Source organism: Allochromatium vinosum DSM 180 (assembly GCF_000025485.1).
Classification (GTDB): Bacteria; Pseudomonadota; Gammaproteobacteria; order Chromatiales; family Chromatiaceae; genus Thermochromatium; species Thermochromatium vinosum.
This window is the reverse complement of the sequence record NC_013851.1, coordinates 250,028-266,942: the sequence shown is the minus strand read 5'-3', so window position 1 is coordinate 266,942 and position 16,915 is coordinate 250,028. Positions and strand designations below refer to the sequence as shown.

At 59.5% G+C, this 16,915-nt stretch carries 6 protein-coding genes; 2 read left to right on the top strand and 4 right to left on the bottom strand.

Translation table 11 applies throughout. From position 1 onward, the window contains the following. Nucleotides 1-19: 19 nt before the first annotated feature. Complete coding sequence (locus tag ALVIN_RS01155; protein ID WP_012969473.1) at nt 20-11,314, top strand: DUF4347 domain-containing protein; 11,295 nt, start codon at nt 20-22, stop codon at nt 11,312-11,314. Nucleotides 11,315-11,367: 53 nt separating this feature from the next. Here the strand turns inward: ALVIN_RS01155 and ALVIN_RS16845 are convergent, their stop codons facing one another. The 3 genes from ALVIN_RS16845 to ALVIN_RS16405 all read right to left on the bottom strand — a co-directional run bounded on the left by ALVIN_RS16845 (nt 11,368) and on the right by ALVIN_RS16405 (nt 14,706). Then, nucleotides 11,368-12,045 carry a sulfotransferase family 2 domain-containing protein gene (locus tag ALVIN_RS16845; RefSeq protein WP_012969472.1) on the bottom strand — a complete coding sequence of 226 codons (678 nt, stop codon included), beginning with the start codon at nt 12,043-12,045 and terminating at the stop codon, nt 11,368-11,370. 176 nt (nt 12,046-12,221) lie between these two features. Continuing rightward, a complete protein-coding gene (locus ALVIN_RS01145; RefSeq protein WP_050750261.1) occupies nt 12,222-13,100 on the bottom strand; it encodes a hypothetical protein in 879 nt (292 codons plus the stop codon). A 199-nt stretch (nt 13,101-13,299) separates the two neighbouring features. After that, nucleotides 13,300-14,706 carry a glycosyltransferase family 2 protein gene (locus tag ALVIN_RS16405; protein WP_012969470.1) on the bottom strand — a complete coding sequence of 469 codons (1,407 nt, stop codon included), beginning with the start codon at nt 14,704-14,706 and terminating at the stop codon, nt 13,300-13,302. A gap of 82 nt (nt 14,707-14,788) precedes the next feature. Between ALVIN_RS16405 and ALVIN_RS16840 the strand changes: the two genes are divergently transcribed. After that, a protein-coding gene (locus ALVIN_RS16840; RefSeq protein WP_148217425.1) for an IS5 family transposase occupies nt 14,789-15,543 on the top strand; the annotation gives its coding sequence in 2 pieces (ribosomal slippage) (nt 14,789-15,119 and nt 15,119-15,543; 756 coding nt in all). A gap of 325 nt (nt 15,544-15,868) precedes the next feature. Here the strand turns inward: ALVIN_RS16840 and ALVIN_RS17440 are convergent. Beyond that, nucleotides 15,869-16,915 carry a sulfotransferase family protein gene (locus ALVIN_RS17440; RefSeq protein ID WP_012969467.1) on the bottom strand — a complete coding sequence of 349 codons (1,047 nt, stop codon included), beginning with the start codon at nt 16,913-16,915 and terminating at the stop codon, nt 15,869-15,871.

Genomic DNA, 16,915 nt, shown 5'->3' with positions numbered 1-16,915 from the left:
TCGATTTTGGTGAGATCCCATGGCCAATCCGTCTGCTACCTCCGCTAACCTTTATTTCATCGCCGGTGATCTGAGCGATCTCGATACCCTACTTGCCGGTCTGCCCACCGAGGCGGAGGTGCATCTGCTCGATCCCGAGACGGACGGGCTGGCCCAGATCCTGGCTGCGCTGGAAGGACGCTCGGGATTGAACGCCATCCATGTCGTCAGCCATGGCGACTCGGGGCGGGTGGATCTTGGGAATCTGGTGCTCGATGGCGCGGTGCTCGATGAGCGCGCCGAAGATCTGGTCACGCTCGGCGAACATCTAAGCGAGGACGGCGACATCCTGCTCTATGGCTGTAACGTCGCTGAGGGCGAAAGCGGTGCGGCCTTCGTCGCGCGACTGGCCGAACTGACTGGGGCGGATGTGGCGGCGTCGGAGAATTTTACCGGCACCAGTGTGCTCGGTGCTGATTGGACATTGGAATTTCAAACCGGTCCCATTGAAAGTGTCACCCTAGCGATCCCTGCGTACGACACCGTGCTTGGTACTGACTCGCAGCTTCCATCAGGTCTGGCCTCGGCTCCCTATACATGGGGGAGCTATACCTTCCAGACCAAATACGACGGCGAGATCACCGATAGCGACCCAGAGAACCCGCTGCGTGCGGGTAATAAATGGGACAGGTACATTCTCAATGGCGTCGAGGCGGGCACGACCGTCTATGTCTACATGGGCAACTCGTCGACGGTAGATGACTACCTACAAGTGGCCCGAGGCGGAAGCATCGTGACCCAAGACGATGACCGCGGCGACGGTGAACGCAGTTACGACGCCTTCGTTACCTGGGTCTACCAACCCGGCGACGAAATCCGCGCGACCACTTATTCACCGGGCTATCGTGGAACCTACTCCATCTATATCGGCACCAATAACCCCAGCGCGCCACCGCCCCAGCCGGAAGATATCGGCAGCAATCCGGTTCCCACTCCGACCGCACCCACGTTTACCGATAGCTACAGCAACATCGGTACCGTCGTCGACACCTCCACAAACGATACGTCGTTCTCGAATCTCACCGGCACACTCACGGCGACCGACAGCACGCCGACTGGCACGCTCAGTTTCTCCGGCGGCGGCACTCAAACCTATGGCGCCCTGAGCGTCGCGACCAACGGCAGTTTCACCTTCACACCGAACGCGGCCGCCATCAACACCCTGGCGGCCGGCGCCACGGCCAGCCACAACTTCACAGTCTCGGTCTCGGACGGCAGCCTGAGCAGCAGCAAGACCCTGACCGTTTCCTTCAGTGGCGTCAACGACTTGCCGAGCGTCACAGGCGATGCGGTCATGCCCGGCATCTTGGAGGATGCGGGTAACACCAACGCGCTCAATCCTGGGACTACGGTCGCCAATCTGTTTGGTGCACGCTTCAGCGATGTCGATACCGGCGCCAGCTTCAAGGGCATCTATATCGTCAGCAATGCCGCGACCGCTGGTGAAGGGGTGTGGCGTTATTCAGTGGACAATGGCGCAAGCTGGTCTGATGTCACCAACGGCACGACGTTGCTGTCTACCTATAAGCTCCAATTCGTTCCAACCGCCAACTACAACGGCACTCCAGGCGCGCTGACCATTCGTGTCATCGATAATAATGATGGGCAATCGACTAATACCGCAACCGTTTCGGTCGCGGTCGCGCCTGTAAACGACCCGCCGACCTTTACCAGCTCTCAAGGTGCGGCGACCCTGACCGAGACAGTGAACTGGGACGATGCAGTTGCTTCCAGCAAGGTCGAAATCGACAGTGGCGCACTCAGCGGCACGCTCACCGCCAACGACATCGAGGACGGCACCTCTGGCATCCAGTTCGGTATTCGCGGTGGCACGAGCAGTGTTGGCACCGTCACCAAGGATGGTTTCTATGGCACCCTCACGCTAGACACCAGCACCAGCAACTGGACCTATACGCCCACCAACTTCGTTGCCATCAATGCCCTGGCCCAGGGGGCGAGCGTCACCGAGAGCTTCGAGTTCCGGGTGACTGATCAGGATGGAGCGTCCACGACCCAGACGCTGACCATCACGCTCACCGGCACCAATGACGCGCCCATACTCGATGCGGAGATCAGTGACCAGAGCTTCAGTGGCTCAGGAAGCTGGAGCTTTCAGGTACCCGCCGATACCTTCAGCGATGCGGAAGGGTTGGGGCTGACGTATAGCGTGGAGGTCGTGAGCGACGCGAGCGGAAATACGCTACTCAACGACGGCGTACTCGCGAACCAGATTCCGGGCCTGTCATTCGATCCGTCATCGCGCACCTTCAGTGGCGATCCCACCACCGACGGTACCTATTACATCAAGGTCACGGCCACGGATTCTGATGGCGTGACAGCCAGCGATGTCTTTCAGCTCGATCTGAGCAATGTCGGTAATCAACCGCCCTATGTCGCCAATCCCATCGCCCCCGTGGTGGTGGCGGACATCCCCGAGCAGTTCAGCGTCGAATTCAGCTCGGCGCTGGGTGGCTCGGAACTCAGCTTTGATGGCCAGACGATTCCGTTGGGCACCGGCCAGACCGGTGCGCAGGTGGCCTCGGCCGTTGTCAGCGCCGGTGATACGACCAATTACACCGTGGCACTCAAGGGCGGCAGCCCAGAGACTGTCATCTTCACCGCCAAGAGCGACGGCGACGTAACCGATTCGACCTACAACGATCTAGTCGGCGCTGGTACCTATGCCGGTTCCCCTGCAATCAGCAAGGTTCAGGACGGTATTACTGGCTCTCCCGAGAGCTTCGTGCTCAATTTGGTCAATAACGACGGTACCGAGCGGACGCTGACCTTTGACGGTACTACGGTCACTATTTCGGCCGATGTGTTAACCACAGGCGGTACGATCGCCGATCTTTTTGTGACAGCAGATAGTGAAAGCGGTTTTGCAAACTGGAGCGTCACAAAGGTCAGCGAGACCGAAGTCAGATTTACACATATCAATAATGGGGATCAACTCGACATCTCGCTCGACGATTTCAGCGGCACCTATAAGGACTTGGCACTACTCCCGCCCTCGATTTCGGGCACCGTCGACGGCAGTAGCGGCCAACCTGAAATCTTCGAAGTCACTTATGGGACTGGTCTCAGCGGTTCCACCTTGATTTTCGACGACGTGACAGCGACCGCTGGCACGGCCCTCACAGCCGAGCAAGTCGCTCAAGCTGTCGTCGATGCCGGCAATACCTCGAACTGGAGCGTGGCGCTCGATGGCTCTGATCCGAGCAAGGTCGTCTATACCTCGCTCAACCAGGGTGATCAAACTGATCCGCAAGACACTGATTTCACCGGCAGCTACAACACCGATGGCGGCGGTACACTCATTCTCGCCAAACTCGCGGATGGCGCCGGCTGGAGTTATCAGGTTCCACTCACGACCTTCGCCGATCCCGAGAACAACGCTCTCACGTATTCGGCAGAATTGGATGGCACCCCGCTCGTTGACAGTCAGGCTCTGTCCTTCGACAGCGGCACGCGCATCTTCTCGGGCGATGGCTCCTCCTTACCGCCTGGTGTGATCACCATCATCGCTCACGATGCCATCTCGGGCGGCGCCGCGACGGCCGTGGTTCCACTCACACTCAGCACCACGGATGCCGGCGTCTCGGCTGGAGCCGCCATTCCCGAAGAAACCTGGACCGGCGCGGGCGAGCACAGTTTTCAGATCCCAGCCGATGCTTTCTCGTATGCCGATGGAGACAGTGACGGCAGTTCACTGAGCTACAGCGCGACCCTGGACAATGATGACCCCTTGCCGTCCTGGCTCCACTTCGATGGAGACACCGCCACCTTCAGCGGCAATCCCCCGGCGGGCGCCGCCGGCTCACTGAACCTCAAGGTCACCGCCAACGACACCACCGGCGCCCCCTCGAGCGCCGTACAGACCTTCACGCTAACCATCGCCGATCCCAACGATGCCCCGGTGGTCACAACCCACCTGGAGGATCAGAGCCACAACGGCACGGCCGGCTGGAGCCTGAATGTCGGCACCCTCTTCAGTGATCCGGATGGTAATGCGGACGGAACACCGACTACAGCCGGTCTCACCTATGGTGCCGAGGTCAGCGATGGGGCGGGCGGTTGGACGAGCACACTGCCCACTTGGCTCAGCTTCGACGGTAACACCGGCGTCTTCAACGGCAACCCGCCCGCCGGCACGCCCTATCTGAATCTACGTGTCACGGGTACAGATCCAGGCGGCGCCAGCACATCCACCAGCTTCATCCTGGATCTGGCGGCGGCCGCCGATGGCGCCACCGCAGTCAATACACCCGGCACGCTCGCCACCCCCAGTGACAACAACGGCGGCAACATCCAACTCGGCGATATCCTGAGCGCTCCGGTGCCAACCGATGCCGATGGCGTTCCTGGCACGGTGAACTACCAGTGGCAGGTCAGCGCCGATGGCAGCACCTGGAGCGATATCGCGGGCGCCACGGCCGCCACGTTCACAGTCACTCAGAGCGTATCCAGCCAACAGATCCGCGCTCAGGCTTTCTATACAGACGGCGGCGGCTATGCCGAATCGCCCGTCTCCAACGCACTGACCATCCCAACCTTCAACCTGCCCGGCTCGGTCACGATTGCAGGTTCGTTGGCACCTGGCCAGATCCTGACCGCCACCATCAGCGATGGTAACGGGTTGACCAGAGCGACACCGACCTATACCTGGTATCGCGGCGACAGCGAGGGAGCCAAGACCACGGTCGTTGGCAACCTCAGTGCCTATACACTCACCAACGCCGATGGCAACAAGTACATCACGGTCGAGGTCAGCTATACCGACGACGAGGGCACGCCGGAAACCGTGACTGGAACACGGAGCACAGCCGTGACACTGGGCGCCATGCCGCCTGTCGCCGGCGATGATGCAGCCACCGCCATCGAGGCCAGTGGCGTCGCCAACGCAACGCCTGGAACCAACCCGACCGGCAATCTGTTCCAGAACGATACCGATGCAAACAGCGGTGACACCAAAACTCTAACGGCGATTCGACGTGGCGAGAGTGAGGGGTCGGGAGCCGTTGGCACGACTGATAGCGGTGAATACCTCTACAGCGTGGCCGGACAATACGGAACCCTGCGCGTCAAAGCGAATGGTGACTACATCTATGAAGTCAACCAATCCAACTACTTCGTCGAGTCACTCAATACGAGCGACTCGCTGACCGATGCCTTCAACTACACGGTTACGGACGGCGCGGGATTTTCCGATACCGCCGTTCTGCGAGTCACCATCCAAGGCGCGGACGACGCGCTGACGGTGAGCAGTCTGCCCGAGCGTTTCGAGATGCTGGAGGATGTGCCCGCGTACCTGCCCCCGGCCTTCTCCATCACGGATGTCGACAGCCCGGATCAGAACATCACCGTTACATTCATCACCAGCGCCGGTTCGCTGTCAGCCACGAGCGGTGAAGGTGTGACGGTCACTGGCTCGGGCACCGGCACCCTGACACTCACTGGAGCGCTATCCAGCCTTGGTCCCTGGCTGCAAACACCCGAGCGGATCCTCTATAGCAGCGTGCTGGATGTCAACGGAACGGGCGCGGCCTCCATTGAATTCCTGACCAACGATGGCGGTGGTGATGTTTCACGCGGAACGATCCAGGTCGACATCACGGCGGTCAACGACGCACCGGACGGCGCTGACGCGCACCGCGTGACTCTGGAAGACACCCCTTACATCTTCAGTGCGGCTGATTTCGGCTTCACGGATACCCCTGACGAAGTCTCCGGTGGCAGTAGCGCTCATATCCTGCTCTCGGTCGTGCTCACGACCCTGCCCGCCAACGGCAAGCTTCAGCTCGATGGCGTGGATGTCGAGGCCGGAGACGAGATCAGTGTGTCGGACATCACCGCCGGCAAGCTCGCCTTCGTACCGACGACGGATGAGAACAACGCCAGCACGCCGGGCGATGACTACACCAGCTTCACATTCCAGGTCCGTGATGACGGTGGCGTCGACAATAGCGGAGTGGATCTCGATCCAACGCCAAACACCCTGACCCTGGCGGTCACACCGGTCAATGATGCCCCAGTCCTCACAAACGCGGTGGAAAGCCAACCAACGCTGACGACGATCGATGAGGATACGATCGACAGCCCCGGCCATCGTATCTCGGATCTGGTGCGTGCGGTCGATGGAACCAATCCCGCCGGTGTAACCGGCCAGAGCGTGGTCACAGATGTGGATTTCACCACTCAGGCGTCGGCCGACGACGAAGCCTGGGACCATGGCATCGCGATCTATGGGCTGACGAACGCCGGCCCTGCGCTCGGCCTGGGCGGTGTCTGGGAGTTCTCCACGGATGATGGGGCGAGCTGGATCCCGATCGACACAGGGCAAATCAATGGCGGTGACACAGCACTGCTATTGCGATCGAGTGACAAGATCCGCTTCGTGCCCGATGAGGATAATGCCACCGAAGCCGGCATCGATTATTACCTCTGGGATGGACTCGTTGCTGGAGTAGCCGATCAGCAGGGTACTTACGCTGATGTGGCGGTGCGCGGCGGTACGACCAATTACTCGACCGCCAGCGATAGCGCACGTATCACGATCACGCCGCTCAATGACGCGCCCATCCTCGATCTGAATGGCACGGCGGTTGGCACTGGCTACCAAGCGCTCTTCAAGCCGCGCGGCGTCGAGGTGGCCGTAGTTGCTTCCGACATGACCATAACCGATGTCGATCTACCCGATACCATCGTATCGGCCACGGTTGCACTCACGGCTGGTGCGTTGGACAACCTATTCGGTACCATTTACGAAACACTCAGCGCTCCGCTCGGCGCGTTCAATGCCCCATCCGGCGCGATACTGAACATCGTGGCCAACAGCGACAACACCGAGCTAACTATCAGCGGTACCGGCACTCAAGGCGATTACGTTGCCGCGCTCAAGACTGTTACCTACGACAACGCCAATCCCAGCCCCATCACCGGCGATCGTACGGTCACCATCAGCGTGACCGATGGCGCGCTTACTGAACCCGGCAACCCGCTTACCACAACCTCCATCACCACAGTGGCCGTTCCCTGGGTGCCGGTCATCGACCTCAATGGCAGTAGCGACACGTCCGAGAATCGCGACTTCAGCATTGGCTATACCGAAGGCTCGGCGGGTGTTCCGATCGCCAACCCCACGGCAACCATCACCGACCAGGACGGCAACCTCGACAGCGTAACCTTGACGCTCAACAATCCGCTCAACGGTGCGGCAGAGTATCTGTATCTCGATGCCAATCAGCTCGCCTTGCTGCCGTCCTATGGACTCCAGATAACGGGCAATGGAACACACGAGATCACCTTCTCTAGCCTTAGCGGCTCACCCGATCGCGATGCCACCACATTCCAACATTTTCTGCGTGGCGTGAAATACATCAACGAGGCCGCCGCGACCGACAGTAGTGGACTGCGCACGGTGACGGTCAGTGCCGTCGATGACGATGGCTATGACAGTGTCAATGCCACGACCACCATTACCCTGACTCAGGTCAATGACGTTCCCACGGGCGCGGATCAGACCATTGAGATCGCCGAAAATGCCATCTATACCTTCCAGACGGCCGACTTTGGATTCAGTGATGTCAACGACATCCCGCCCGATGATTTGGCTTTTGTCCAGATCACCCGTCTGCCGGATGCGGGAACAGGCAGTCTGACGCTCGATGGCGCGCCCGTGGCACTCGATCAATTCATCAGTGCTAGCGACATCGCGGCCGGTCGATTCGTCTTCAGTCCAATCGGCGACGCGATCGCTGCACCTAAAGCAAGCGGCTATGCAAGCTTTGCGTTCAGGGTTCAGGACGATGGTGGCACGGCCAATGGAGGCATTGATCTGGCACTGTCGGCCAACACCCTGACTTTCGATGTCTTGGCGGTCAATGATGCGTCGGTACTCGATGGAGAGGCTATCGCGCTGACAACCATGGATGAAAATGCGCTCGGTAACACCGGCCAGACGGTCTCGGACCTGCTCGGTGGTGCCAATGATGTCGATCCCGGTGCGCTCTCGGGCGTGGCTATTTATGATGCCTCGAATGCCGGCCCTGGCGGCGGCACCTGGCAATATCGTATCGACGGTGGTACTTGGACGGCTTTCCCGGTGGTTTCCGAAGGTGCAGCGCTATTGCTCAAAGCCACGGATGAAGTCCGCTTCCTGCCGGATGGCGACAACGGCACCACGGCCAGCTTCGACTACTATGCCTGGGATCAGTCGGCGGGCAGTGCCGGAACGACCGCTGACGTGAGCACGACGCGCGGTGGAACCAGTGCCTTCTCTCTGGATGGCGCCCGCGCGAGCATTGAGGTCACGGACGTCAATGACGCCCCGACCCTGGACCTGGATGACGACGGCTCCGGCACGGGCTTCACCGCCATCTTCCGTCCGCGTGGTGATGCGGTGGCCGTGGTCGATGACGATCTGGTCATCGCCGACGTCGACACCGGCGACACCCTGAGCGGCGCCACGCTCACCCTCGCCGGCATTCGGGATGCTGGCTTCGAAACCCTGTCGTCCAGCTTGGGCGAGAGCTACGCCGGCAGCCTGGGCACCTTGACGATCAGTGGCAACGGGACCGAGACACTGACGATCAGCGGCGCGGGCACGCACGCCGAGTACGCGACCCTGTTGCAGAGCGTGCGCTATCTCAACAGCAACCCCTCGGCGACGGCGGGAGACCGGCAGGTGACGATCAGCGTCACCGACAGCGCCGTCACCGAGCCGGGTCAGGCGCGCAGTGCCAGTGCCGTGACCACCATCCAGACCCCCTGGACGCCGGTGATCGACCTCAACGGCCCCGGTGGAGCGGGTCGCCACCACAGCGTCAGCTACACCGAAGGCCAGGGCGCACTCGCCATCGCCACCGCCGACAGCACCATCACCGACCAGGACGGCAACATCGCGCACCTGACCGTGACGCTGCGCGACGGCGCTCCCACGGGCGGCACCACCGAATCGCTCGGCATTGCTGCAAGCCTGATCAGCACCCTCGCCGGGCTTGGCATCACCACCACCCAGACCAACGCCTGGACGCTGGAGTTTGATGGCCCCAAGGACGTCAGCTACTACCAGCTGGCACTGCGCGGAGTGCGCTACACAAACACCTCCGAGGCCCCGGCGGGCACGGCCACCGTCACCGTCACCCCGACCGACGCCGGGACGGGCGCCCTGGTGGGCGTAGGGGCCACCACCACCATCAACTTCATCGGCGTCAACGACGCCCCCACGGGGAGCGTCACCCTCGACGGCACGCCAGCGGAGTTGCAGACACTGACGGCCAACACCAGCGCCCTGGGCGACCTCGATGGCCTCACCGGCGCCAGCTACGCCTATCAATGGCAGGTCAGCGCCAATGGCGGCACCAGCTGGAGCGACCTGTCCGGGGCCACCGGCGCCAGCCACGCGCTCGACGACACCCTCGGCGGCAGACAGGTACGGGTCCAGGTCAGCTACACCGACGATGCCGGCTTCACCAACACCGTGGCCAGCGCCGGGCAGGCGATCACCAACGTACGCGACAGCTTCCGCCTGACCGAGGGTCCAGACACCTACGATGGTCGCGCCAACCCCATCGCCCAGGTGATCGAGGCGCTCGGGGGCAACGACACCGTCCAGGGGGGTGCAGGCGATGACCGGCTCTATGGGCAGGACGGTGACGACAGCCTCAACGGCCAGTATGGCGACGACGTGCTCGACGGCGGGGCCGGCAACGACCGCCTCACGGGCGGACCGGGGACCGACACCGTACTCGGCGGCGACGGTGACGACTGGCTCGGCGGCGGCTTTGGCAACGACCGCCAGGAGGGCGGAGACGGCAACGACGTGTTTGCCGGCAACCCGTCTGGCGACGACGTGCTCGACGGCGGGGCCGGTGAGGACCGCGCCGACTACAGCGAATCGAGCGACGCGGTGCGAGTGGACCTGCGCCAGAGCGGCCCGCAGTGGATCAGCACCGCCAGCGGTACCGACACCCTGATCAGCATCGAGCAGCTGACCGGCAGCGCCTACGCCGACACCCTCACCGGCAACACGGCGGCCAACCGCCTGGCGGGTGGCGAGGGTGACGACACCCTCAGCGGCCAGGAAGGCGACGACTGGCTCGACGGCGGGGCCGGCAACGACCGCCTCACGGGCGGACCGGGGACCGACACCGTACTCGGCGGCGACGGTGACGACTGGCTCGGCGGCGGCTTTGGCAACGACCGCCAGGAGGGCGGTGCCGGCAACGACGTGTTTGCCGGCAACCCGTCTGGCGACGACGTGCTCGACGGCGGGGCCGGTGAGGACCGCGCCGACTACAGCGAATCGAGCGACGCGGTGCGAGTGGACCTGCGCCAGAGCGGCCCGCAGTGGATCAGCACCGCCAGCGGTACCGACACCCTGATCAGCATCGAGCAGCTGACCGGCAGCGCCTACGCCGACACCCTCACCGGCAACACGGCGGCCAACCGCCTGGCGGGTGGCGAGGGTGACGACACCCTCAGCGGCCAGGAAGGCGACGACTGGCTCGACGGCGGGGCCGGCAACGACCGCCTCACGGGCGGACCGGGGACCGACACCGTACTCGGCGGCGACGGTGACGACTGGCTCGGCGGCGGCTTTGGCAACGACCGCCAGGAGGGCGGAGACGGCAACGACGTGTTTGCCGGCAACCCGTCTGGCGACGACGTGCTCGACGGCGGGGCCGGTGAGGACCGCGCCGACTACAGCGAATCGAGCGACGCGGTGCGAGTGGACCTGCGCCAGAGCGGCCCGCAGTGGATCAGCACCTACAGCGGTACCGACACCCTGATCAGCATCGAGCAGCTGACCGGCAGCGCCTACGCCGACACCCTCACCGGCAACACGGCGGCCAACCGCCTGGCGGGTGGCGAGGGTGACGACACCCTCAGCGGCCAGGAAGGCGACGACTGGCTCGACGGCGGCGCCGGCAACGATTGGCTCGGCGGCGGCTCCGGCACCGATATCCTTACCGGCGGGACCGGTGTCGACACCTTCGTCTTCGACACCGTACCGACTATCAGCAACATCGATGTCATCACCGACTTCAACCATGCCGAGGATGTCATCGCCCTCTCCAGTGCCGTCTTCACCGCCTTCACCGGGCACGAGGGAGAACGGGTCGGCCAGAACGCCAACCTCTTCTACAACAACTTCAGCGGCACCCTCTACTACGATGCCGATGGCAGCCAACCCGGCAGCGCCGTGGCCTTCGCCATCTTAGGTCAGGACACCCACCCGGTGACCTTCGATACCGTCCTCATCATCGCTTGACATTGAGCATCCAGGTACGCCAACGCGCGTACCTGGATGTTTGCATCAATCACTCAACCTCGACCATTATTCGAGGTTTTGAAATCTTTACATCTAGAGAAAAAAACATAGTCCTCAGCATACCAATCGGTTAATGCAGCAACAGCTTTTGGAGTCAAGCTCTTGTCAAGATTTTGAGGATTTCGATGGGCACCAACATCATCATTTGGAAGTTGCAACGAATCGGGCAAATCCAAAAGCACTTTAAGCTTGGAAAAATCACTATCCATCGTTTCTTGAAATCCGATATAAAACACATCTGCCAATCGCGTTTCAAAATAATCCAGCGTCACATACCAATGCTTATATTTTCTGAGGTGCGTAATAGAATGCATGGCTTTCAGTGCCGCATCCTGCAAAGCGCCTCCAGCGAGAGCATTTGCCAGATCGTTTGGCGTCTGAAACAACTCAAATGCTTCTTTTTCGCCCGGACGCCAATCAGAAAAATAGCGCGGCTGCCCTTTTCTTTTTCGGCTATAAAAGCCACTAACAAATCGAGAAATAGGATCCCTCAAGAAAAACATAAATTTACTATTCTCAGGAACATCTTTAACCGAAGTTTCATGCGAGTGCAAAAGCAAGCTATAGCGAGACAAAACCAGATAATCACTCAAAGCTGATTTAATAGCTGTTCCGCCAGTTTTTCCTACATGCAGAAAATGCAAATCATATTTATTTTCTGTTTTTTTCATTTCAAACAACCCTGCCTGATCATTTCAATAAAGCTTTTCATTCCGGTATCACGCTCCCGAGCAGATTGCGCGGCACATTATCACGCGGGACGCAACAGATACGCATAAGCGCGGATACGGATCAGCATCATAATCGAGCGATTTTACGTTCGTAAAATGCAGAACGTAATCCATCATCATCTCATCAAGCGTTCTAACCATGTAACCGCCTCGGCAATACCTGTCGGTGCCGCTGACTCACAAGCCGGTAGCACCAACAGTTCACGCAACGGCACTCCCAGGTTACCTTGGGCAAACTGCTCGCGACTGAGACGCTGGGCGCGGCCGTGTGTATGCAGCCAACGGCTCAAGCCTGGTTCTTCCGGCCAGTCGTCGCGTTCGACATAGAGTACGGGTGTGCCATGACAGGCGGCTTCGACAAAGGCTCCATACCCAGGTTTGGTCAAGAAGGCATCGCAGGAGGCAATCAGGTCGACCATGGGGCGTGCACCGAGGATGGTCCAGTCATGCACATCGTCGCGCTGAGCGTCGGTTCCAGGCGGTGTCAACCAGTGCACGCCCGGCAGTCGTGGCCAGTGGGTGAGTGACAGGCGCATTTCCATACCGCTTAGTCCGATCAGGACCAGAGTCTCGTCGTCGCGCAGTCCCAGTCGGTGGTCGATCAAGGGGCGTTGCGAACGGCCCAGCACGCCGATGGGGCCGATCGGGTGGACGTTGCGCAGCGTGGGCATGGGCATCGAGGGTTCGGGGCAGAGAAAGACCGCCGCGCTGTTGTAGGCGTCCAACATGGGTGCGCACAGGCGATCCAGGTCAGGGGATTCGGGCGCGTAGGCAGCCAGTACGTCAGCCCAGTTCAGGGAGCACAACGCGACCGCAGGAATGTCAAGTCGAGCGGCAGCCGCCAGGGTGAGATAGGGGATATCCGCCAAGATCAGGTCGGGGGTTGCTTCGCGCAGCAGGCCGATCTGCCAGGTCAGATGGCGTTCCCAATCAGTGTGAAAAGTGCGATAGGCGGCGAGGCTGGCGTCGATCTGCACGGTGAGGGCATCGGCCATACGTAGGCCGAAATCGGCTTCGCCAATGACTATGCATGAGACACCGGGGATGCGGGCGCGGACCACAGTTTCAGGCAGAGCGGTTTGGATGGTCAGGCGTCGCGCCGGGTGACGACACTGCCAAGCATTGACGACGGGCGCGACCTGGGCTAAGTGGCCGAAACCGTGGCCGGAGAGGGCTACATACAGATGTCGCGCCTTAAACACGATTTATTAACCCCCCGATGGTTAGGCGCTTGATCAATTGAGGGAGCGGCGTATCCAGGGGTTCGGTGAAACCGCGTCCGAGTGTCCAGCGGTGACAGAGCAACAGGGTTTCGGCCAGTTCGCCGGGGCCGGCGACGACGGCTTGCTGTTCCAGGGTTGTCAGCATGGTGGGCCAGGGATTGCTTGAAAACACGGCTGTTTCGGCGACGAGTGCGATGCTGGCATAGCGCCCAAGCCCGACGAGATCGCTCAGATTTTGTCTGGAATGCAGGTATCGGGGACTGAGCACACGAATTGTAAGTCTTACCAGAAAAGGGCGGATCATGGCTACAGCGGCTTTGGCGTTCGGGGCCGATATCAAGACTTCGATCGGGCGCTGGAATGCCTGCTGTATCAGACTTGTCAACAGTCGTTGCGTTTGGGTGAGATCGGTGCCAGCACGCAGGATTAGGGTTATACCGGGGCCGGGTAGCTGGTTAGCGAGTGTTTCCGGTGTCAGTTCGGCGAGAGCGGGGTCCATGCGCTCGGGGGCATCGAAGGCACCGGGGGCGAAGGTATCAAGGTAAGCCTGCCCCAGAGCATGTCGGGCGCGTTTCGTTGCCAGCCGTTCGCCGTTAGCGAAGTCATGGCGAATTTGGAGCATAGGCCAGTAGTAAATTCCGCGCCAAGGGGTATCAGCAAAGGCTCCGTGCCGGCGTGCCTGATGCAGACGCCAGCCCAGTTCGCGTCCTTCGTGGCCGAAGATCAAGGGGTCGAAACCGCGCACGACTTGAAAGGCGGCGCGGCGCACGACGAGATTGCCTTCGAGATTCGCCGGGGCGAGGCAGAGGTGATCGCCCAAGTCGTAGTGTGGTGGAGTGGCAGTTGTTGGTTGGCCGGGTGAGCGGGGCAGAATGCGGCCGCGTAAGGCGAGCGCTTGGGTTTGGTGCATCCCGAACCAGGCTTGGGCGGTGAAGTCCTCATGGGCAATGGCGTCGTCATCGAGGAAGATCAGTAATTCACCTCGGGCGAAGTAGGCGCCTAGGTTGCGGCCTTCGGATGGGAACAAGTTGATGGGGGGGCAAACCCATAGGAGTGGCCAAGTGGCCAGCTCGGCATGCACTGACTCGTTGCCGCCTTGGTCGACCAGGATGATTTCGAAATGCGGATCAATTTGCTTGCGTAGGCTATACAGGCAGTCGAGTAGTCCCTGGCCGCTGCCGTAGCTGACCAGTACTACTGAGCTATGGATGATCTGCTCCGCTGGCCTTCGGTCCTGGCGCGGAAACGACTCGTAATCGATTCCAGCGCGATATGCCGCTAATCGCTTTCGGGCTATAGAAAACTGCCTGTCGCGGTAGAGACGCTGAGCTTCCGCGAAATCTTTCAATAGACGCTGATTGCGTTTAGCTTCAGCCAAATCAACCTCGTTGAATCATCGTAACTAGGGTCTGTTCACAGTATTTGATTTGTGTTTACATCTTGGAATTTGGATGTTGCACATGGATCGACGGATGCTGAGTGATGAACAGTGGTCTCGGATTGCCGATTTTCTGCCTGGGAAACCGACTGACAAGGGCGGTCGAGCCGTGGATAACCGTCGGTTTGTCGAGGCTGTGCTGTACATAGCGCGGACAGGTTGTCCCTGGCGGGACTTGCCCAAGGAGTTGGGCAACTGGCACTCGGTGTATGTCCGGTTCGCCCGCTGGGAGACGTACGGCGTGTGGCATCGGGTCGCTGAGGCTTTGCAAGGGGAGGCGGATATGGAGGAACTCTTCATCGATGCCACGATTGTCCGCGCGCACCAGCACGCGGCCGGTGCACCCAAAAAAACGGTGGCGATCAGGCGATCGGTCGCTCGCGCGGGGGCCTGACCACCAAGGTCCATGCCGGCGTGGATGCCTTGGGTAATCCTGTCCGTCTGATCGTGACAGCGGGCCAAGAGGCCGACATCACCCAAGGCGCCGCGCTGATCGAGGGGTTCGTGACCGAGGCGGTCATCGCCGACAAGGGCTACGACAGCGACGCGCTGGTGGCGGCCATCGAAGCGACGGGCGCACAAGCCATCATTCCGCCTCGCCGCCACCGGCACACGAAGCGCAAGGTCGACTGGCACCGCTACAAGGCGCGCAACCTCGTGGAGCGGTTCTTCAATCGCCTCAAGCAATTCCGTCGCGTGGCCACCCGTTACGACAAGCTCGCGAATCGATACAACGCCTTCTTGCATCTCGCATGCGCCTATATCTGGTTACTGTGAACAGGACCTAGATTTCACCGCAAAAATAAAAACTATCGGGTAAAAAAACTCAATTCATTTTGAATTATGGCCCCTAAAATCGCCGGCGTTTTTTGATAGGACTAAACGAAATCATCTGTGCCAGAGCGGGACGGTAATTGCCAAGCGTACCCTTATAACCTCCTACGATAACCCCTGCGCAAGGACCAGCTTGATGGTCTTGGCCCGAAACTTCGCTGAATAAATCTGGCTCCTCATCTTGCGCCTCGCTCAGTAGACTCTACTAAGCAGAAGTGTCCGTTTTCATCAGGCCACCTCACAAGGTGGACTTGAGGTGGTTTGCTAGTCATGGATATTCACTTAAACCAGCCAGCGCGCCCGACAATTTATCAACCTCAGCAACCATCACTTCCAACCTTTGATTTTCCTTCTGTACTGCTTTAAGTTGCTGTTGCATTGCAAACTGGTCTTTGCGCATTTTAGCGACTTCACTTTTCAAGTCGGCCAGGCGAATTTCAGAGTCGCCGAGTTTTTTTTGTGCTTGTTGCGCCGCTAAGTACCACCCCTTAAATCCCTCCATTGCTCGGCGACATTCTGACACCTTAGACATTAATGCTTTTTTGTCAAAATCACCGTGACGGCTTTTCAACAACTGACTGTAAAGCACACTAACAAGAGGATTGACTGCTTCATTTCGCAAAGCACTGGAACGATTTAGTCGCTCCTTAACAACTTTAGAGTCGCTAAGACCATGCGCTGTGATGTCCTCAATACCAAAATCTTCCAAATAGTGCGCAATAGCAGTACAGAACTGTTCTGTTTGCTCAAGAATTTCCTCGTAATGCGCAATAAAGCAGTTTCCAGAAACATGCCAAAGCGCATCACATGTTCGCGACAACCAGATCAGTTCCGCGAGTGCCGGAAAAATCGCATTTGGTGCCTGCTTAACCAAAGAATTTGCCGTGGCTGATGGATGGCGCACAGACAAGATATAAATGGGAAAAATATTCAATAATTTAAATATTTTTGCCCAAAAAGGTAGCAAAACACTGAATCGCGGATCCTTAACGACAAGGGTGTTCTTTGATGCAGTGACTTTTTTTTCTAACAAGTCCCGTGCAGGCTTGACGAATTGAGTGGCCGCATTATGCTCCAACCAATCTGCGGGAAAGGGTAAAAAAGGAGAAAACCCAAGCTCCGCGATTATATTTTTATTCAGCTCCAACAAATCAATATCTTCGAAAAAACCATCGGGATTTTCAACATGACCACCCAACAGATTTTCTGAAATAGATAATCCCATGGTAGCGAGCAGTTGCGTCAGCAGGGAAGTCCCCGATCTTCCTGAACCGAACACAACAACAATTTTTTTCAAAGGCGGGAAATTGGCCAT